This is a genomic window from uncultured Bacteroides sp., from assembly GCF_905207245.1.
GTDB lineage: Bacteria > Bacteroidota > Bacteroidia > Bacteroidales > Bacteroidaceae > Bacteroides.
This window is the reverse complement of the sequence record NZ_CAJLKP010000079.1, coordinates 1-21,673: the sequence shown is the minus strand read 5'-3', so window position 1 is coordinate 21,673 and position 21,673 is coordinate 1. Positions and strand designations below refer to the sequence as shown.

Genomic DNA, 21,673 nt, shown 5'->3' with positions numbered 1-21,673 from the left:
AATGAGAAAAAGACTATTACATATTATTTGTCTGGTATCCACAATCCTTTTGTTCTCATGCAGCAGAGATGCGACTGACGAGTTGCCTGCCCTTACCCGGGCACAACTTAGCATCAACTTGGTGAACAACGGTGAGGTGGATCAACAGGAGGAGATAAACTCCATGCGGTTTATCGTATTCGGCAGCACGCCCGGTGGTGTGAGGCTGGATGTGAATAAGCACATCCTGTTGAGTACTCCGGGAACAGCTACCGATATAGATGCGCAGCTTCTCGAAGTGACTTCCAGCAATGATATTCTGGTCGTAGTTATTGCCAACGAACCACAGAGTCTCACGAGCAAACTCAATGGTATTGCCAGTCTTTGGACGTTGCAAGATATGGTCTATGATATTGCTGATATACTGAACAATGACGGGCAGATAATTTCTACGACTGGTATGCCCATGACAGGAGTGATTCGGGATATATCTATAGCACCTGATGAAACCCAAAAAGTAGAAATGGTTATCGAACGTGCCGTGGCCCGGGTAGATATATTTCTCGAAGCCATAGATGGTGGAGCGATGACCGGATATACTGCCGGTAGCACCAGTGTCACTTTGCATAACCTCTCGCATGACAGTTATTTTGTGATGGGAAACGAGGCAAATGGTACGCGCGATAATACTGAGCCTTCGAAAAATTATGGAAAAGTGAAGGATAACGTATCACAAAGCGATTTATTAACGGAAACCTGGACGGCGGCAACCTCGGAAATGTGGGCATATTCGTCTGCCACCGGAGCTAAGAACCGGAAACTGCTCAGTTCGTTCTATGTTGCCGAGCGCACGTTCAGACCGGACTATTCCGACCGGTTGGCCGTCAGCATGACCAACATCCTGAAGGGACCTCCGGATGTTACCGGAGTAACAGGGAAGGTGATAGAGACAATAACAAAGGTTGATGATAAAGGAACCCCGGTAGCACAACCTTTTACGGAAATACGGAGGAATAATGTGTATCAGATAACGGCCCGGGTAGGGAAAATCGGTATTCAGATATTGACGATAACGGTGGAAGACTGGGGTGATGTAAAAAACATCGATTTGAATATGGATTTATAATACATTTCACTGGATGTTTTGTTTATGTCGGAAAAGAAATTACGATGATAAAGTTTAGAAATACTATCAAGATGACTGTAATGGCGGCTATCCTTCCGTTCATTCTCTTTTCGTGTATCGGCGAAGAGATGATGCCGTGTGGGAAGTTGATTGTCGTGCAACGTATCGGAGAAGGTGGAAATGCCGGAACTCGTGGTATGGTTATCTCTTCAAATACCGATCTGAAAGGGGAGACATTCGGCTTTTTTGCCTCTTTGACGCCTGCCTCATCCACTCCGGAACAATACTTCAATGCAAGTGCCGTGGTGAATCCCGACCTCACGGCAACCATATCGCCCGAACAATACTGGCCGGCACTACTGGGTGCCAGTATGAAGTTCTTCTCGTGGTATCCCTACAGTGGACCCGATGCACTCACTGCGAACTTCTCCAATCCAGGGCAAATGGTGCTGAATTATACGGCAAACACCGATGCCGCCAACCATGTTGATGTGCTGGCTGCTATATCGGAACCTGCATGGAGCGAAGGGGTGAGCATACATTTCTACCACACGCTGACCAAGGTTACCTTCACGTTTAAAAAGGTAGACCCGGTGCCCGATGTGGTAACCATCGAAAAGATAGAGTTCCAAAATGTGGGGAAAAGCGGGAAACTTACTATTCCCAATATACCGGCTACCACTACCGAACATAACAAGCCTGATTTCGTGTGGAACGGTATCACGACGGGGAACATTTCTTCTACTCTCGCCGACAACAACACGGTGACCGAAGAAGCCGTTCTGATGGGGGACACGTTTCTTATGTTACCCACTGATGCCGATGACTTTCCTGCTACGGCCAAGATTGTTATTACTACCAATTTTGGTGAACGGGAATTCCTGCTCAAGGATATTCTCGATGCTAATCCACACTCGTGGGAGTCAGGAGAGTATATCAACTATAACCTTACGATATCAAACGAGACCTATCAACTGTCAGCCACTCCCCTTGAGTGGGACGAGAGTCCGGTAAATGTGATTTTCGACAAACAGTACTATCTTAAGTTGTCGCAGACCAAGGTGCAGACAGCCCGTAATGCTGCTACTGTTGATATAGAGGTGAAAACAAATTATGATGCAAATCCGGATACAGGCTATCCGGCGGGTGCATTGCTGGATAAGAATGGTATGGAATCGTGGGTAACGGTCAACATGACTCAAACGTCCTTTTCAGAAGGAGTGTATACTTATAATGTTAGTGTTGTGATGCCTGAGTTTGATTCGGGAGTAGGAACCGAACGGTGGACAAGATGCTATATTAATGCAGGTAATCTGCATCATCAGGTGGCTCTTCAGCAATGGGGCGGAGACGGAATATGGATGAATTATGATGTACAACTGGATAGCAGTGATGCAGGGACCGGAATCATGCAACGTCGCAAGATCGTTTTTACTTCAGGTAGTCCTGGCTGGTGGGAGTGGGAAATAACCGGTGTGAATGATCCGGATGATATCTTGCTTAACCGTGAGACCATGATAGAAGCACACGGTTCGAGCGGTGGTACGGTTTTTTTCTACTTCAAGGCTAACGCAATATCCGATAAGACGGCCACGCTGACATTAAACAATACGAATGGTGATAATCCCCCTATGACAGTAACATTGACTGTACCCTAATGGAGGATATAGAAATAGATTAAGAAAGGAAATAAAAATATGCAATATAGGACTTCAATATTCAGAACGATTTTGCTTTTATTGGCTTTGTTGGCATTGATGGGGTTTACCGGATGTGTACAAGAAGACTTTGAACCAATGCCTCCCCAAACAGGGAATGGGGTACAATTCACCTTGACGGTTCCTGATGTGGATATTCCGTCGGTGACTTCGCGCACAATGGCCGGAGCGGAGGCAGCCAAGAAAGAAGACGAAATAAAGACTGTAGATGTCCTTGTATTTGATGCGTCAAAAACACCTGCGGTATTTTTGGAATGGGTCCGTGGCACGGGAGTTACACAGGATTTGGCAAATAATAACTCTACTGTGAATTTCTCTGCCGTACTTTATCCTACTACTGAATCGACATGCATCGTGGTTGTGGCAAATAGGGAACTTGACGGTATTGCGTCGGAATTCAAGAAGGGGGAAACCACTAAAGTTGAGGCGATGGAAGCACTGCTCCATACCCACACCGGCAAATGGACGGCAAACGGTTCGACGACTGGTGGTTACACACGGATTCCTATGTACGGTGAAAAGGAAATAGCGAAAATAGCTCCTTCGATGAACCCGATAACCGGCATCAATATGAAACGTATGCTGGCGCGTATTGATATCCGTAATTCTGCATCTAACTTCACAGTAGAAGAAGTTTATCTGGCCAATTACAATACCATAGGATATATTGCCCCAGCATGGGATGCAGCCGGAAAGGTTATCGACCTGGCTCCGGATGCTACGAACCTTCCGGCTGACGGTGGCAAGAAGATGGGGGAAGGGGAGGCAATCCTTTATTCCGTGGATGGAAACACACCCTACAACGGGGAGATTTATACATTCGAAGCACCTGCTGCAGTGGATGCCGACGGTGTGGGGCAAGACGGAGCTTCGAGCCGCAAGGATGCTGTTTGCCTGATTGTGAAGGGAAAGATTGGTAATGGTAAATCCACTTTTTACCGCGTGGATTTCACAAAAACCGGAAAGATAGGAGAGGAAGTTGAATATCTGTCTTTGAAGCGAAACTATAAATACATCATCACCGTAACGGAAGCTTCGGGCATTGGCTATGAAAGTTTCAGGGAGGCATTGGCATCTTATACAGTCATGTCCAATCTTAAGTTCCGGTTGATACATTATGACCGGGATATGGTCAAGGATGTGGTTTACAATGGGCAGTATATGCTTGGTGTGGGTGAATCGGAGGTCAGTGTGACGCAACATCAGAATAATGGTTACGCTATCAATGTTTTTACTGACAATCCCGGCGGCTGGAAGGCTACTGTTACGGAAGGTAATGATTGGCTTGGTTTCACAGGTGGAATGGCCGAGGCCTCAGGGGCTGCGAATGCAGACACGCAACTTCTATTGAGGATTCCTTATTTTAATAACGGAATTACGGGAATGACCCGTACGGCAACGGTTACGCTGACAGCGGGTCGGTTAACTTACGATATTCAAGTGACGCAGGGAGTGATAGACCCGGGAATCATCAAATTTGTAGATGCATATGGGAATGTGTTGGAAAATGGCCTTTTCTTCCCTATCAGAAATCCTGATGGAGATGAATTGCCTATCGAGCCACAGACGGTGTATGTGATGTTTTCTGTGGATAAAATCAATGTCCAGCTTTTTGGATCTGAGGATCTGTCCACGATTCAGTATCCTGCAGATGGTCTTATTCCACAATTGTACAGAGACAGCAGGAAGTCATTCACTGAAAAGGTGCAAGCGTTTACAGTGCATCCCAATCCGAGGCTTGCGGGCGATGGCACCAGTGCAAGTACCTCTGGCTGGTGGTGGCGTTGGGATATATTCAATTTCTATCTCTATGATAAGGATGGCAGTTATATTGGTTCTACTACTTTGCCAATCAATCAGGGCGAACTGCAGTTCTCATTCCGGTATTACCCCACTGTTGACAATAGCCGCACCTATAAAGTTCATTTAGGGGCGGAGCAATATTTGCAGTTGTTTGTCAATAATAACTGGGAAATTGAGAGTATTGAAGAATTGAATGTTGTCGGTGATGACGGAAGCGGATTAATCCGAACCGATGCGGATAATGATATAATTGCGGGCAGAACGAATGCGGAGTCGAAGATGTATCAGGGGTCTGTAGTAGATAATGATGATGATGGTAAGGCTAACGATGTGGTAAACCGTGGATATGACTTCAGACTGAAGCTCCATCCCGGAAAATGGAAGGAAGGAAAAAGCGGAACGATAAGAATAACATTTAAGAATGTGATGCATACTGTAGCGAATGAATATTTTCCATTTTATCGCACGATTGACCTTCAGATGGTATCTGAAACAAAATCTTATACAACTGCCGGAAGCCCTCTTTTTTACCTTTACCCTATCAGGCATGACAATCGGCTCCTGGTTACGAGTGGTCAAAACAAGGGACGTGTGGCGAGTATTTCTGATGCGGAAACTATATGTAATAATATAGGTGATGGCTGGCGTCTGCCTACTGCAAGTGAATTGTTGCTGTCATTTGCCTATGTAGATGCGTTGGGTGGTAATGCGTTGGGAAGCAGTGAAGCATATGGGCAGAATATATACGGATGGTATCAGAATTGGACAGGTAATTATTGGTCGTCCTCGTATTATTCCGAAGGAAGTACAGGTGCATATTTTGAGCTCGACTTTGGAGCGGGATACCCGAAATCAGGGTCTGCCACTAATTATTTTCGTTGTGTGAGAGATAATAAAAATAGCGGGAAAAAGTATCCCTATCTCTCGGTAGCTTCTTCAGGAGTTACTATCGTCTCCCGCGATGCGGATGGAGGAGTAGATCCTACGCTACTGTTTGCTTCGGGTGATACTCCTGATACGAGTAATGGAATGAATAAGATTGCTCCGAAACTTCTGATAGGAAACACCAGTCTCAACGGTAAGAGTTGGGCAGAAGCAAAGGCGGCATGTGAGAGCATAGGGGCCGGATGGCGTCTGCCTACCCAGCGCGAAATGTATATGATTGGTAGTTTGGGAGGAACTAAACTTAGTCTCGATAATCAAGGATTTGGTGCTTCGGCAGACTGGGGAACTGATTTTCAAAAAATTGCTGCCATGCACTGGGCATTGACTGCACGAGACAATACTTATTGGTTAGTAGGATATAATTGGGAGTCAGCCCGTAGTCGTAATGAATTTAGTGCATGGACCGATCCGGGAACAGCGACCTGGCCCAGCTATCGCTGTGTGCGGTCTGTTGTAGATTAAAACCTGAATGAGTTGTATCAGATACTTTTCAAAAGCATCCTGATACAACTTATTTTTATACTACTTCGGTGTTCCTTTTTTCTATAACGTCTCAATAATACTTCTTTGTTTCTCGATAAACGCAATCCTTTGCGCCTCCCCGCTACCTGAAATCAGCGTAGAATGTCTTCTCAACGACTGTATCCAGTTCTTCTGTATTTCACAGATTTGCGGGCTTTGCGAATCCATGGAATTGATGGAATATACCCTGAAAAGGCTAATTTGGTAATCCTTATTGGCAACATAGGTATAAGTCGCTTCAAAATCAATGTTCGACAGGTAAATGTACAATTCATGTCCATTGCTATACTCTCCTTTCACTGATAAATGTTCCAGGTCGATAAGTAGCTGTTGCAGTTCGTTCTTCAGATACATGACGTCTGGCGTAGATATCAGATTCAATCCGGCAAAATACTTAATCTCTTTTACAAAAGAACTGAATACGTTGCTGTCCCATATAAAGTAGGTTTTTCCGGCTCTCTTTAATCCTTCGCTCAATTTCTTGTGAGAAGCGACTATTTTGTCGGGCACATGCATGTCGCTCAGAGAATTGGGAGTCTTCACTTTCCCATTCTGGTAAATCCACCGGCACAGGCGGAACTTGGACAGATACTCATAGGCCGAGTAAAAGGTAAAAGGAATTGTATTGGTTGCAGAATACACTTCAGTGACGCTGTCTCCTTTCATGGAATTGAAGATTCGCAGGTAACGCTCTACTATTTCATGATAACTTTCATATAAATTGGGTGAATGCAGAAGATTCACATCGAAAGTGACCCGGTTGGATAGATGGTTTCCGATAATCTGGTCGATGGAAATACCCAGATTATGGGAAATTACGGCTATTTCATCAAAGGTGAATGCGACTTCCCCCCGCAATCTGCGGTAGACGGCCTCTTTCCCCATATATAATGTATCTGTCAGATAATTGGCTAAGTTCTGCCCTGGGGGAATTCTTTCTTTCATTTCGTTAATCAACTCTTTTACAATGTAATTTTTGGTCATAGCCTTTTCTTTTTTGTTAATAATCAAATGTCATAGGACGAATTTGTGACATATACAAATATAGAGCTTGTTAACGGAACTTTTGTGATTGAAATCATGTGGTGAAAACGAGAGTCTTTTCTGATTGAAAAGAATGCGAAGGTAAATAGTTGGAGGATGAAAAAAAACAGATAGGAGTTCTATCTGTTTTCGAAATAAGGCACTTATCCTTTGAAAAATTTCAGAATTCGGAAAAAAGGAGCTATAGTGCATCGATAATTTCTCGCTGTTGCTTGAAGAACTGGATGCGCTGCATCTCGCCACTTTCCGATATCAGCGTGGAGAATTTCTTCAATGACTGAATCCATTCCTTCAGCCCCCGGAACATTTCGCTATCTTGCGTGGTGATGGAGTTGATGGAATATATCCGGATCAGACTGAGCTGTATTGTGTCGGTTTCCAGATAACTGTAGGTAGCCTCGAAGTTGATATTCGAAATGTAGATATTAATGTCGTTGCCCGTTTTGCTTTTTCCCCGGGCAGCCAACTCTTCCAGGTCGTCTACTACCAAGAGTAGTTCCTCCTTCAGGAGGTTCTTGTCTTCATCGGATATGAGGTGTACGTCGCAGAAGTACTGGATGTCATTCACCAGATGGCTGAAGATCATATTATCCCAGATGTAATCTACGGAACGGATATGGGCTACCGCACTGGCATATTCTTTTTGTTTATCTACTATCTTCTGCGGAATTTCCATTTCTTTAAAATGCCTGCATTTTATGTTTTCATTCTGATACATCCATTTGAATAGCCGGAATTTGGAAAGCATATTATAGTTCAATGAGAGGGTTAGCGGAATAATGTTGGATGAAGTCCCGATTTCCGAGTTCTCTTCTTCTTTCACTTTCCGGAATAGCTCCACCTGCTTTTCCAAGATGGAGTAGTAGGTTTCGAGCGGCTGGCTGCTATCCACTATGTTCATGTCGAAAACGGCATTGTCGCGGAAGCTCACGCCTATCATCTTATCCAGCGATATACCCAGTTTACGGGATATAACGGCTGCTTCGGCCAGTGTGAAGGGTACTTCGCCCCGTAGCCGGCGGTAAATAGCTTCTTTGCCTATATAAAGAATGTCCATTAAAGTATTGGCAAGATTTTCTTTGGATGGGAGTTTCTCTCTGACGGCATTAACTAATCCTGTGTTTAACTCGTTTGTTATCATAATCTTTTGTCTGAGTTAGAGGTTTGTCTATTATCCATTTAACAGTTTTGGGAGGCTACTTGTTTCGATAATCGTAACATTTCTTTTTTGAATGGGGGGTATTTTCGAAAATTGTGTTTGATAAACCTTGCACAGCCATATATAGAAAGACGGATTGGCCGATATTTCTTATTACTGGCACGGAAGTGTATGCGTTGTGATGTAATTTTGTGAAGCAGTTTGATAGACTGTTATTACTAACTAATTGATGGATATTATATGATGAAAGATAAGAAAAAAATAGTGGCTGAGTTGCATCACAGGAAGCAGGAAAAGAATGAATTTCCGATGCTTTTCGGAAAGAACGTACCTGTTATCAATGATGTGTACGATCCGCTGACAGGCATGCGTGACGGAACCATTACTCCGAATGCTCCTGTCGTAATCACAGGTGAGAATCTGTGCTTATCTTCACTTGGAACCATATACCTGGGTCTTTCTCCCGTCTCCGATAAGGGCACATTGATACATGTTAAAAGAGTGTTTAAGTATACCGACACAGAGGTGTTGGTAATCCTGCCTAATTTGGAGCCGGGAGAATATTCCCCGGTTATGATGATTCATACAGGAGGGAAGGTGGATTTCACCTATACCTTGCCGGTGTCATGGAGAGTGCTCGACGAAAGATATACAGCCCTCCTTGCAAGGAGGAGTTGTAGCGAGTTAATTTGATGTTTTTTTAAGCCGGAAGTAAAAAACATAAAGGCATTTTGTTATTGAATATGAAAAAAACGTATCTTTGCAGGTGAACAAGTGACATATAGTATTGCGTATACATATATGTCCTCTTCCGGTGTAAGTAAAATGTGGGAGTTTTATCTAGAAATCGGACGAGCGTAGCCTGTATCAGTTCTTGGTACGGGCTTACTCTTCCTTTTCTAGGGGTACCCACATACCTTCTTACAGGGAAGATGTAATGCCCCGTACCTCTTGTAATACACCAGTTATAGCCGTATAGGGTTGATTTGAAACTTATTAATCAAACACTCTATATGGCTAATTGGCTTTCTGTAAGTTTGGCCGCTGAGAAATACGGCATATCCGAAGAGCAAATCCGCGAATGGATAAGGCTCGGTTATCTGAGATGTTCATCTCTGGATAAAGACCCTTACGAGGACCCCGACCCGATGGTGGATGCGGAGGACCTTGAAAAATCCCTTGAGTTTAATTCAACGAAGTCGTACCCGGAAGATGATGCAACCATCGAACGGGTTCCGAGAGAGCATTTAGAATGGCTTTATAAGGAAAATGCACGTTTAACAAAAGACTATGATGACTTGCTGGAGATAAACTATAGGCGTTCTCAACGGGAGGAAAAGCTACAGGCCGAGTTTGAGAAGATGGCGGACCTTACTCATAGAATCCTTTCATTAAACGAAAAGATACTGAATAATGATAGAGCGATAGGAGGCAAGAAAACCTCTGTCTGGTCGTTTCTGTGCCGGTTGTTCAGGTAGAATCAATAGATAATTTCTCATCTAACCAATATATAAGTAGATGCTCATTATTCATTCGTATATTGAGTATCTGTCATCCTGAGCGTAGTCGAAGGATCTTATCTCTATAGAAATACAAAGAGAGTAGATGCTTCGACAAGCTCAGCATGACAGATACTCTTTTTTAGCTCTTAATTCGTACTGAAGTGAAAGTCATCACGTTTTATTCCGGACAAAAAGTAACCGGAACCGTTCTTTTAACGACAGAGCCTTTTCCGAAAACATCCGGAATAGGCTCCGATTGCATAATCTATTGAATATAAATCCACGATTTTTGCATATAACAAGCAGTATATGCAATATGTATGCAAGGAACTATGGTTCTTACATCAAGGAACTATATATCCGAGGTGAACAATCTATAGATGGGACGCGTACAATCTATAGATCTGACGCGAACAGTCTATATATCTGAGACGAACGGTCTATATATGGTAGACGCACGGTCTATATGTGGTAGACAGACGGTCTATATATGGTAGACAGACCATCTGTTTTTCTTTTATTAGAGTTGTATGTATTTATGTATCGCGCTGTCAATAAGTAAGATACTGATTTTCGTTCGTTTCTTTTCATTCTTCCTTGTAACGGGACGGAAATATCGCATTCTCGTTATGCATAAAAGACAAAATGTCAAAATGGAACGGTTGAATGGGTAAAATAACATCCTGCTGTTAGGTATAAACAGGAAAGTTGGAGAAATAAGCCTAAGTTGAATTGGAATTACATGATATATTTTTATCTTTGTAATTGGATATTAGTAAAGAAGATACGATGTATTCTAAAACAAAAATATTGCAGCAAATCAAGGATACCTTGCAGAATGTGCTTCCCACAGGAGGGAGGGTGCTTTTGTTCGGCTCTCAGGCACGCGGAGATGCGCGTGAAGATTCTGATTGGGATATTCTTATTCTGATTGATAAGGAGCGGATTAATAATGATGACTTTGATAATGTTGCTTACCCTTTGATGGAATTGGGCTGGAAGATAGGGGCTATGATAAATCCTTTGCTTTACACTTATAGCGATTGGCAAAAGAGGAATTTTACTCCTTTTTATAAGAATGTAGAACAAGAAAGCATTGAGATATGTCGTTAACGATTGATGAGAAAAAAGCAATAATTTCATATCGGATACAGAAATCCGAGACTGCAATGATTGAAGCGAGGGATAATGCATCGTTCAATCATTGGAGTTTAGTAGCGAATCGCCTGTATTATGCAGTATTTCACATGGCTTCAGCCCTAATGGTGGATAAGGGGTTTGCCTCAAAAACTCATAGTGGATTGATTTGTATGTTGGGACAGGAATTTGTAACGAGAGGTTTGCTGAGCAGGGAAGATGCTCGTTTAGCTTCCCGATTGCTTAATATGCGTCAGGCAGGTGATTATGATGATATGTTTGATTGGGCAGAAATAGATGTTGCCCCATTGTTTCCACAGACAGAAATATTGCTTGAAAAAATGAAAGAACTGATTTCTATTAAGCAGGATTGATATGCTTTGAGTCGGTAAATTCACCGATAAAATGGTTTATAATTAGTTACGGGCTACAGGCACGAATGATAAGTGCCTTGTAGCCCGTAATTAATTGTATGGATGCATCAGATGGACTGATGCTGCCTACAGAGATTACTTAAAGATAGACTTTGCGATACCCATTTCCAGTCCGCGTAGTTCTGCCAGTCCGCGCAGGCGGCCGATGCAGGAATATCCAGGATTGGTTTTCTTCTTCAGGTCGTCCACCATCTGATGTCCGTGGTCGGGACGCATGGGGATGGATACCTGACGCTTTTGTTGCAGTTCGAGGAAGGCTTTCATGACGTGATACATATCTACGTCGCCTTCCAGGTGGTTGGCTTCGTAGAAGTTACCTTCTGCGTCGCGCTGCGTGCTGCGCAGGTGAACGAAGTTGATGCGGTCCGCAAATTGCTGCATGATGGCGGCACAGTCGTTGGCACTGCTTACGCCGAGTGAACCGGTGCAGAGACAAAGACCGTTGCTCTTATTGGGAACAGCGTCAATCAAAGCCTGGAAATCGGCAGCACTACTCATGATACGCGGCAGGCCGAGGATGGAGCAGGGAGGGTCGTCCGGGTGGATAACCAACTCTACGCCGGCTTCGTCAGCCACCGGGGCGATTTCCTGCAGGAAGTAAATCAGGTTGGCGCGCAGTTTCTCCGGGGTGATGTCTTTGTAACGGTCCAGTTCTTGCTGGAATTGTTCCAGTGTGAAGCTCTCTTCGGAGCCGGGAAGTCCGGCAATCATGTTGCGAACCAGCAATTGCTTGTCTGCATCCGTCATTTGTTCGAAGCGGGCTTTTGCCTTGGCTTTCTCTTCGTCGGTGTAGTCGTTCTCGGCACCGGGACGGCGTAGCAGGAAGAGGTCGAAAGCAACGAAAGCGGCACGCTCAAAGCGCAGGGCACGGCTTCCGTCGGGCAGTTCGTAGGCAAGGTCGGTACGTGTCCAGTCCAGTACGGGCATGAAGTTGTACGTCACGATGTTCACACCGCACTGGCCGAGGTTGCGCAGGCTTTCTTTATAGTTATCGATGTATTTCTGGAAATCTCCCGTCTGAGTCTTGATATGTTCGTGCACAGGCACGCTTTCCACTACCGACCAGCGCAGGCCTACGGCTTCAATCATTTCCTTGCGTTTCATGATTTCTTCCACTGTCCACACTTCACCGTTGGGGATGTGGTGCAGGGCGTTCACGATGCCGGTTGCTCCGGCTTGTTTGATGTCCCACAGGCTGACCGGGTCGTTAGGACCATACCAGCGCCAGGTTTGTTCACATAATACCATAGTTTCTTCGTTTTTTAGTTTCTTATTTTTCTTTAGTTGACAAGGGAAGAAGTTGACGAGGGGACAAGGGGGATACTCAATGTCTCATGACCTTGTCAACTTGTTCCCTCGTTCCCTTGTCAACTCATTTCTTTGTCAACTCGTTCCTTAGATTGAGAAAGCGTCAAAACCGCCGTCTACTACCGACAGGGCACCTGTCACGAAGCTGGAAGCATCGCTGATGAGGTAGTGGATGGTTCCGAACAGTTCTTCCGGTTCGGCGAAACGTCCGCACGGAGTGTGGGCGATGATGGTTCTTGCACGGTCGGTGTAGGAGCCGTCCGGGTTGGTCAGCAGTGCACGGTTCTGGTTGGTCAGCAGGAAGCCCGGCACGATGGCGTTTACACGGAGTTCGGGGCTGAATTTGCTTGCCAGTTCCGTAGCCATATAGCGGGTATAGTTGGCAATGGCAGCTTTGGCTGAACCATAGCCTACTACGCGGGTCAGCGGGCGCAGGGCAGATTCGGAGCAGAAGTTGACGATAACGCCTTTCTTGTTCTTAGCCATTACGTCTACAAAGGCCATTGTGGGCAACACCGTGCCGAAGAGGTTCAGGTCCACTACCTTTCTGAAAGCATCTACTTCCAGGTCGAGGATGGTCTTATCAGGGGCGATGGTGGCACCGGGCATATTTCCACCGGCAGCGTTCAGCAACACATCGATGGTGCCGAAGCGTTCCAGAATGGCTTTCTTGTTTTCTTCCAGCACTTCTTTGTTCAGCACGTCCGTCACCAGGAACATGGCTTCCGTCTTCTGGTTGAGTTCGGCTTCCAGTTCTTTGCCGATTTCTTCCACGCGGTCCAGGATAACGATTTTGGCACCTTGTTCGGCTAGGTAGTTGGCGATACTCTTTCCTAAGATACCGCAACCGCCGGTCACGATAATCACTTTGTCTTTAATGTCGAATAAGTTTTTCATGTCTTTTTCTTTTATAAAATGATTCTAATTCTCTGTGCTACAAAAATAGCGTAAAAGTAGCTTACTTACCATATGAAACGTCTCAAAAAGATGAATTACTGTCTCAAAAAGTATTAATTACTGCTTAAGAGCAGCTTTTCTTGCCAATGCTTCCAGATAATAATAGTCGGCATAGTTCAGTGGTACATCAATTTCGTCACCTCCCGGATGGTGTCCGGTGGAGTGGAGCAACAGGAAGCCGTAGTGGGTTTCCGGCTCGGCGCGATAGTGCTTGTTGAGGCTGTCCACCATCTTGTCGGCAATGTCCTGATAGCGCTTGCCGTCTTCTGCCGGAACGTAATTGCGAAGCTCATACAGAGCCGAAGCCATGATGGCGGCAGCCGAGGCGTCGCGGGGAACGTTGGGAATGCCGGGGGCTTTCATGTCCCAGTAGGGGATTAAATCTTCGGGCAGGTTGGGCAGGCTGAGGAAGAAGTCTGCGATGTGGCGTGCCTGTTGCAGGTAGGCGGGGTTTTTGGTGAAACGGTAGCATACGGTGTATCCGTACAATCCCCATGCCTGGCCACGGCTCCAGAAGGAATCGTCGGCATAGCCCTGTGCGGTCTGTTTGGCGCGTACTTCGCCTGTTTCGGGGTCATAGTCCACTACGTGGTAAGAGGAGTAGTCCGGGCGGAAGTGGTTCTTCAACGTTGTATTGGCATGGTTCACGGCAACTTTCCAGTAAATGGAATCGCCGGTTTCCTGTGTGGCCCAGAACAGCATTTCCAGGTTCATCAGGTTGTCGATGATGACGGGAAACTTCCACTTATCGCGGTTGTGGTCCCACGAACGGATGCTCTTTACTTTATCACTGTAGCGCGTTATCAGGGTTTTGGCACTTTGCAGCACTACATCTTTGTAAGAGCGTTCGCCGGTCAACAGGTAGGCTTTGCCGAAGCTGTTGTTCATCATGAAGCCCAGGTCGTGGGTGCCTTTGTGCCATTTGGCTTCTTCTATCATCCAGGTGTTGCTGATGGCTTGCTGACGCCAGAAGTCATCCTTTGTGTAGGCATATGCCTGCCACAATGAACCGGGGAAGAAACCTGAGCACCAGTCGTGAGGGTGTATCATCCTCAGTGAACCGTCTTTGTTGATGCTACGCGGAACGACCCGGTGCTTACACTGGTTATCCGCTTCTTTTCTGGCTTTGCCTGCACACGTCAGGGCAAACCGGAGTTGCCCGCAGGCGAAAGCATAGGCATTGTCCACGTCGTCAGCCTCTACCCATAGCAGGTTGAAACGGTCTTTCCAATTGATGATGCGATGGGCTTTGGCGATTCTCATGTAATCTGTCCGCGCCGGATTCAGCAAGCCGGTACGGTATAAATCTTTGCAGAATTCCTGTTGCTTGTAGTCCCATTCACTGATTTGCTGGTAGGGCCAGTCTTCCACTTGTTTTCCAACGTATGGAACCAGAAAGTCCATGGCTTTGTAGAAGTTGCGCCCGTCCGGCGAAGTGGCGTTATCAATGGAGATACCCATCTTCCGGCCCATCACGAAGATGTCGATGAGGTGGGACAGGTTGAATTGTGAGTAGCCGAAGGCGAGGGTGCGGCGCAGTTCGTGCGGCTGCTTGCCATCGGGTTCTATCTGGGTGAAGATACGCTTCTGCGGAATGGCGTTGATGACTTCCTGCGCTACTTTCATATTCCCTGCGTACAAGGCAAAAGCGATGACTTGTGCATCGTGTGCCGTACTGTGGTTATTGGCTTGTTTGGCTTCCTCCTGTCCCTGTGGACTGTTCAGTATCCAGGTCAGCAGTTTGCCGAACCATGCTTTCAGTTGTTTGTCATCTTTCGTAGTGAAGGCTTTTGAACCCTCCAGCAATTGTACAGCATCCAGCATCTCGACAAAAGAATAAGTGTCGATGACGCCGTAGCAACGTCCTTTATTGTTGTTGTGCCCCGGAATCATCTGGGCATATTCCAGATTGGGGTTCATACGCGTATCTTTATTAAAAAACCACACGCGGATAAGTTCTGTTGCCTTCTGGGCGTATTTCTCATCACCACTGAAATACCAGGCAAGTGCGAGGGTGGTGACGCGTTGGGCGGTTGCCCCGAGGCGGTTACGGTCCAGTTTGTTCAGTTCCGGGTTCGATTCACCGTCACGGCTGATGTAGGGCAGGCCATCCGGTTTGGTGGGGTCGGGCCAGTAGTAGCGTGCCTGACTCATGTAGTCGTGTTTGTCTCCGCTGCCGGGTGTCTTTTCTTTCATCATGACGGACAAAGGTTGAACGTCCAATGTCTTGTCTGCGTCCGCTATTAGTTCTTGATAAGCAGCCGAAAAGAAAGGCTGGTGTAATGATTGTTTTACTTTTTCCAGATGTGCTCTGTCCCAGATGGACTGTGCATTTATACTACTTGCTACGAGCAACAGACTGGTGATGACTAGGCAAATTTTAGCTCTCATGGCGTTTTTATTTTGAAGTTAATAAAGTTTTCTGAGTTTGATACCATTCAGAAGGCTTTTTCCACTCCGAACAGGGAAGCGTATTTCAATTTTATTCCGAAAGTTTGTAATATTGTATCTTTTCCGTAAAGCATGGAAGTAATCACTTTCGCGGTAGGGAGAAAAGTCTTCTTCAACAACCACATCATTGATGATTATGCTGAAACGGTTTTCACGGCTTTCTGCATCGGAGTTCCGGTCCAGCAGATAGACTGCCGCCGCGTTCTCACGGAAGATGTCTGTAAAAAGAAATTCTATTTCATAGTCGCCGTTGGGAACATCGAAACGATAACCTTCAATGCCATTGCGAAGAGTCTGGAACAGAGGTCCGTCGTTGGTATTCTGAACCTGTCCCTGACTACTTTTGCTTTCTCCGCCGATGTATCCCCAACTACCTTCGGTGTAAGGTTGGTCGGGCAGCCAGGTGAGTTGGCTCTCATCGGAAGTATAGAAACAATGGCTGCCTACATTGACGGCAAGTTCCAGTCCCCGTAAGTTTGTTTCATCCGGCATCATAGGGGTAGGGGTGAAGTTCAGGCGGATGCCGTCTTCTATGATGCGGATGTCTGTAGCAGCTTCTTTGTTTTCGGCTTTGGCGGAAACGAAGTGTTCTTTCCGGCTGAACGGTACTTCGAAGGTGGCTGTATAATTCGTGACCTTCTGCTTACCCAAAGATTTTCCGTCGATGAAGAGTTCTACTTCCGGGAGATTGGTATATACTTTGACTGGTAGCATTACAGGGGCCTCTCCTTGCTGTACTCCGGCACGGTGAACCCAGTCGTGGCTGGCAATGTGCAACACAGGAATATCCTGCCGCCAGGCTGCCTTATAGTAATAGTAGACGTCTTTGGGGGTACGGTCGGAATATACCAGACCTTTGTTATTGATGCGCGGCATGGATTCATCGCGCAGTGCGGAAGAGAAATCAATGAAGTTCCAGTGGGTTCCGCCGCAGATGTAAGGTGTCTCTTCCAGCACGGGCAGGTAGTGTTCCAAGTACTTCTGTTGATACTCGATACTGAAATCGAAAGCATGTGGTTGCAGCGAATGTAAACGCTTGTCGGAACCTGCACCATATTCGCTGACAATCATCGGGTGCGAAGGATACTTTTGGTGTTGTTCTGCCAGGAAGCGTTCGAAACCTGTGAGGTCACCGCCATACCAGCCTTGGTAAAGATTCCAGCCGACAATATCGGTGATGCTGCCTAATCCCACTTCATTGTAGCTGTTGCTGCCATGAAACGCCATTGTGCTGACGCGGGTGGCATCTTCTTCTTTCAGCACATCCTCCAAGCGCTTGGCAAGTGCCAGTGTCCGTTCCAGTACAGGTTTCAGTTCTTCTTCTTTTTTGTAGCGGCGTTGGGTGACGAGTAATATTTCGTTCATATATCCCCAGGTGATGATGGAAGGATGATTATAATGCTGGCGTATCATTTCCCGCAGATTGCGTTCGCAGTTTTCGGCATATCCCGGAGTATCGGGTACAATGTCGATGATGGGTATTTCTTCCCATGCCAGCATGCCGAGCTTATCGCACATTTCCAATAAAGCGTCGTCCTGCGGGTAGTGGGAGATGCGGATGAAGTTGGCGCCCATTTCTTTCATCAGCTTCATGTCACGGCGGTGCATCTCGTCTGTCAGTGCAACTCCGATGGGCTTCTGGTCTTGGTGACGGCAGATGCCGCGCAGTTTATAGGGCTTTCCGTTGAGGTGGAAGCCTTGTTCGCCGTCGAAACTGAACCAACGGAAACCGGTATGGTGATTGCTGTGGTCGAGGATGGCCTTTGTCTTTTTGTCGCGCAGAACGCTTTCCACCCTGTAGAGGTGGGGTGTTTCCGGAGTCCATAATCGGGGGGATGGGATGGGGGAGGTTTCGGTGCTGAAAGAGTAGAGCTCTCCGGCTTTTATCTGGATAGACTGTTTCTTGGTTTGGGCAATGCTTCCGTCCGGGTTGTATACGGTGTGTTCCAGTTCGAGTGATGCTTTTTGGCCGGCATCATTCTTAACTTCTCCACGGATAAGTATCGTTCCTCTTTCTTGGGATACCTGGGGAGTGCTGATGAAAATTCCGTCCGAAGCGTGGTTTGTCAGGTGAAAGTGTTGCTTGGGAACGGCCGTCAGCCATACATCCCGGTAGATGCCACCGAAGAATGTGAAGTCGCCGGAGATGGGGGGAATATCCTGACGGGCATTGTCTACACGGATGGCGAGAGAGTTTTGGGTGCCGAATGTACAGAATGGGGTGATGTCGAATGAACTGGCGGTATATCCTCCGGCATGTTCGCCTACATTCTTTCCGTTGATATAAATGGTGGCTGCTTTGCTGGCGGCATCCAGTTTCAGGAATATCTGTTTTCCTTTCCAGTTTTGTGGTATTGATATTTGCCGGCGATACCAGCCGGTACCGTGGTAATAGTCTTTTTCAATGTAAGCATCCGTATTCCAGGTATGCGGCAGGTGGACGGATGTCCATGCAACGTCATTGAATGCACTATCTGCTGCAGTGGCGCATTCCCCTTTCAGGAATTTCCAACCATCATTGATGGTGCAGCTTTCCCGCTGTGCCTGTAAGGGCGACAGGAATAATAAAGACAGAGTGGTAGCAGCTATCCAGCGGAAAGCTTTCTGTCGGGGTATGTGTTCTTTCTTTTTCATGGTATATATATGATATAATCTTCTTCACTAATCAAACCTATCGAAATCTCAGTCATCTTATTGTTTATCTAAATTCTGCTTATTATTGTATTCTTACCTGATAAAGCGAGGATACGGCTGTGATGTACAGTCTGTCTCCTGCAATCAGTAAGGATGTAGGGCGTTCGGGCACTTCTATCGTTCCTATCGGCTTACCCGTGGAGTCGAATATGGAAACATCTCCATTTGTCACATATACATTGCCCGCCTGGTCTGTTACCACGCTACGGTCGCCTCCGTCGGCAAACAGATGGCTGTTTTGCAGGAAGCCCCGATTATCTACTTCCGAGCGGATAACCCTCTGATGATATTCATCTAACGTATAGATTGCTTCTCCCGGAGCCGCTTCTATTATGGATGAACAACGGAAAAGGTCTTCATAATACGGAATAATGGTTACTCCATCCGGTGCGACAAAACATTGCGCAGGTTTTCTGCCACCATAATATTCGTTTTGGGTAATGGTCCGGTTGGCCAGATAACACACTTTCTTTGGTGCCTGTATCTGCTCCATACTTACTAAAGGAAGCACCCGGAAACTTTCGTCTGCATTGTCCGGACGGATGGAGTAGAGTCTGGGGACATAGGTAAATCCCCACAAGCCACCTGAACCACGCCATCCGAATAAAGGTTGCCTGTCGTTGCGTGTATCATCATTGTTATAACCGGGTTGGGATATATATTTAGTAACCACAATCAGGTTGTCTTCCGTGTCACAAACCAGTGCTACGGCGTTCCAGGGGAAATCGGCAATGGAAGTTACCTGCCCGTTTACGGCATCCAGTTTATAAATGCGGCGCATACGCGATTCGCAGAAATATATATTTCCCCGGCTATCTTTTGCCAGTCCGTCAATAAATTCAAAGCCGCTGACGATAACTTCTGCTTTTCCTTTCTCATTACTTAATGGATATTTGCGGTTTTCTTCACCCGTCAGTTTCAGCCGCGCGAATTCCCAACGGCGTGCCTCATGCCGGGTATTCACATCATACAGGCTGGCATTGGAAGTAAACTTCACACGGGCATGGGCATAGTTATGCAGATTGAGAAATTCAATGTCTTTGCAATTCCAGGTCCGTATGGCTGACGGGTAGGACTTCAACATGCGCGACACGCGGTAGGAATAGAAATTGGCAAAAGTCATATTCCGGCAATCAATCAAATCCAATGGTTGTGTGTCGATGCCCTCGGCCTCCACTTCAAACTGAAAATCGTAGATTTTCCAGTTGGCTACATTGCGGAAGATAGCTTCGTTGCGAAGATGGTGTTCCAAAGACATGCCATAGATGCGTCCGGGTGTTTCGGTATGGCTAACGTAAAGCCCTGCGGAACTGTATTCATTGGCTGTCCATAAATCCCGGAAAGTGCCTCCGCCTCCGTTGGTAATCCACAGGCTCCAATGTTGGTTGTCCCAGGCGCGGAGTATTAAGTCGTGTGTTTCCGGGGTTATCGGCATAGGCTTCTCCAGAGGATTGGCTGCACTCTGTCCGTTGTGGAAGAAGCGGTTCTTATCATGACCACTGAACTTTACGTCATATAGATAGGAACCTTCACCCGCCATCCATTTGCAGTTTACTGCCCGATAGTTGTAGGCATCGGCATTGAGGAAGATGCCACACACTATGTTTGTGCCTTTTTCGGGCGTGGTCAGTTGTGCCTGGGGAGCACCGAAACCACTGAATGCTGGGTTTCCACCCAGTGTCAGCATGATGGTGGTTCCGGGATGTAATCCGATTAAATTTGTATTTTGTTTCAGTACTAATGGTTCTTTCACTACATACCATCCTTGCGGAAGGTAGATGTTAGTGTATTTCTCTACGGCTTCGCGGAAGATTTGAGTGTCGTCGCTGAAACCATCTCCTTTGGCGCCCAGGTCGCGAATGTTTACCCATTGGTCCGTTGCAGGAAGCATCGGGGTGTCACTGGCATCCAGAGGGATAATGTTTTTGATTGTTTCAGTTTCTGCCTCACGCACTATTTGCGGAGTGTCTTCGAGACTGTCGGCATTGAAACCGAAAGTGAAACGGGTGATCCGGTAGGTCTTTCCCTTACCGGACACCTGTTCATTGTTAGAACGTTCCAGAGAAAATACCGGGACGTTTTTGCATTGTATATTCCGAAGATTGATTTGCGTAGCAGCGTTGCCGGCATCCGTAAGAATGACTCCCGTACGGCGCACATTCTCGAAGATACAGTCTTCCATGAACAAACGGTCGGGAGCGTCCTCCTTAATTTCTACGGCTACGGGTACATCTTTGACTTTCATGCGTACAATGGTTAACCCACCTTCATTCGTCAGGATGGCGCTTTTGCGTTGTCCTTCAAAGTAGGTATTGAGCAGCATGATAGGCCATCCCGGGGCTGACTTATCCGTATCGATTCCATATTCTCCTCCAAAGACAGATACGTTTTCCAGATGGTTGCCTGCATCTACAATCCCGGCACGCCCTTTTCCTACGTGAATCGTCACGTTGGAGATAGAACAGTGTTGGGCAAAGTGAGCGCGGATAGCCGAGGCATTCGGATTACCGTCTTCAATGCGAATATCCGCATTCATCAGCGAACTGTAGAATGTTCCGGCATTGGCGTCGGTCACCGGACGTCCCGGACGGTAGTTTCCGCTGATAAACCAAAAGAGATACTTTCCTTTGTTTGTTTCACTCGTCTTTTCGCGGAAACCGGGTGCATTCCTGGTAAGAACGAATACCGGACGTTTCGCCCCATAACCGATGAGACGTACCCCTGCGGGGACGTAAATCGTCTTGCTGAGTTTATAAACTCCCTCGGGTACGAAAAGAATGCCGCAACCCGATTCTTTATGTTTGGCGGCATTCACTGCTTCTTGCAGAGCGTCGGAGACGTCCGCATTTCCATCGGCTTTTATAGAGAAATACTCCGGAGTGAAGTATACGGCC

General features: G+C 46.4%; 14 protein-coding genes. 7 read left to right on the top strand and 7 right to left on the bottom strand.

What is annotated here, in order from left to right; translation table 11 throughout:
• Nucleotide 1 precedes the first annotated feature (1 nt).
• Genes QZ135_RS19745 through QZ135_RS19735 form a run of 3 tightly spaced genes read left to right on the top strand, consistent with a single transcriptional unit; the run spans nt 2 to nt 6,033 of the window.
• Nucleotides 2-1,105 carry a hypothetical protein gene (locus QZ135_RS19745; RefSeq protein ID WP_294613360.1) on the top strand — a complete coding sequence of 368 codons (1,104 nt, stop codon included), beginning with the start codon at nt 2-4 and terminating at the stop codon, nt 1,103-1,105.
• A 44-nt stretch (nt 1,106-1,149) separates the two neighbouring features.
• Nucleotides 1,150-2,763, top strand: a complete 1,614-nt coding sequence (locus QZ135_RS19740; RefSeq protein WP_294613357.1) for a fimbrillin family protein — start codon at nt 1,150-1,152, stop codon at nt 2,761-2,763.
• Nucleotides 2,764-2,802: 39 nt separating this feature from the next.
• Nucleotides 2,803-6,033, top strand: a complete 3,231-nt coding sequence (locus tag QZ135_RS19735; RefSeq protein WP_294613354.1) for a fimbrial protein — start codon at nt 2,803-2,805, stop codon at nt 6,031-6,033.
• Between the two features lie 81 nt (nt 6,034-6,114).
• On the opposite strand, the gene QZ135_RS19730 is transcribed toward QZ135_RS19735, so the two are convergent.
• Both QZ135_RS19730 and QZ135_RS19725 read right to left on the bottom strand, forming a co-directional pair.
• Nucleotides 6,115-7,077 carry a hypothetical protein gene (locus QZ135_RS19730; protein WP_294613351.1) on the bottom strand — a complete coding sequence of 321 codons (963 nt, stop codon included), beginning with the start codon at nt 7,075-7,077 and terminating at the stop codon, nt 6,115-6,117.
• Between the two features lie 241 nt (nt 7,078-7,318).
• The gene (locus QZ135_RS19725; protein WP_294613348.1) at nt 7,319-8,278 is read right to left on the bottom strand and encodes a hypothetical protein; all 960 of its coding nucleotides are present in this window, start codon (nt 8,276-8,278) and stop codon (nt 7,319-7,321) included.
• Nucleotides 8,279-8,536: 258 nt separating this feature from the next.
• Between QZ135_RS19725 and QZ135_RS19720 the strand changes: the two genes are divergently transcribed.
• The 4 genes from QZ135_RS19720 to QZ135_RS19705 all read left to right on the top strand — a co-directional run bounded on the left by QZ135_RS19720 (nt 8,537) and on the right by QZ135_RS19705 (nt 11,309).
• Nucleotides 8,537-8,989, top strand: a complete 453-nt coding sequence (locus tag QZ135_RS19720; RefSeq protein WP_294613345.1) for a DUF4469 domain-containing protein — start codon at nt 8,537-8,539, stop codon at nt 8,987-8,989.
• A gap of 320 nt (nt 8,990-9,309) precedes the next feature.
• Nucleotides 9,310-9,774: a hypothetical protein gene (locus tag QZ135_RS19715; RefSeq protein ID WP_294613342.1), complete on the top strand. Its 465-nt coding sequence runs from the start codon at nt 9,310-9,312 to the stop codon at nt 9,772-9,774.
• Nucleotides 9,775-10,587: 813 nt separating this feature from the next.
• Nucleotides 10,588-10,911, top strand: a complete 324-nt coding sequence (locus tag QZ135_RS19710) for a nucleotidyltransferase domain-containing protein (RefSeq protein WP_044265545.1) — start codon at nt 10,588-10,590, stop codon at nt 10,909-10,911.
• Nucleotides 10,902-11,309: a HEPN domain-containing protein gene (locus tag QZ135_RS19705; protein WP_294613338.1), complete on the top strand. Its 408-nt coding sequence runs from the start codon at nt 10,902-10,904 to the stop codon at nt 11,307-11,309. Before QZ135_RS19710 ends, QZ135_RS19705 begins: the two co-directional genes overlap by 10 nt.
• A 135-nt stretch (nt 11,310-11,444) precedes the next feature.
• Here the strand turns inward: QZ135_RS19705 and uxuA are convergent, their stop codons facing one another.
• The 5 genes from uxuA to QZ135_RS19680 all read right to left on the bottom strand — a co-directional run.
• Complete coding sequence (gene uxuA, locus QZ135_RS19700) at nt 11,445-12,617, bottom strand: mannonate dehydratase (RefSeq protein ID WP_294613335.1); 1,173 nt, start codon at nt 12,615-12,617, stop codon at nt 11,445-11,447.
• 147 nt (nt 12,618-12,764) lie between these two features.
• The gene (locus tag QZ135_RS19695) at nt 12,765-13,574 is read right to left on the bottom strand and encodes an SDR family oxidoreductase (RefSeq protein WP_294613332.1); all 810 of its coding nucleotides are present in this window, start codon (nt 13,572-13,574) and stop codon (nt 12,765-12,767) included.
• A gap of 117 nt (nt 13,575-13,691) precedes the next feature.
• Entirely contained in the window at nt 13,692-16,025 is a 2,334-nt protein-coding gene (locus QZ135_RS19690) for an alginate lyase family protein (RefSeq protein WP_294613330.1), read from the bottom strand.
• Nucleotides 16,026-16,043: 18 nt separating this feature from the next.
• Nucleotides 16,044-18,719 (bottom strand): glycoside hydrolase family 2 TIM barrel-domain containing protein, encoded by a 2,676-nt coding sequence (locus tag QZ135_RS19685; RefSeq protein ID WP_294613326.1) that lies wholly within the window; start codon nt 18,717-18,719, stop codon nt 16,044-16,046.
• Nucleotides 18,720-18,801: 82 nt separating this feature from the next.
• Nucleotides 18,802-21,673, bottom strand: a 2,872-nt coding sequence (locus tag QZ135_RS19680; RefSeq protein ID WP_294613323.1) for a glycosyl hydrolase family 28-related protein, incomplete at its 5' end; no start/stop codon positions are given.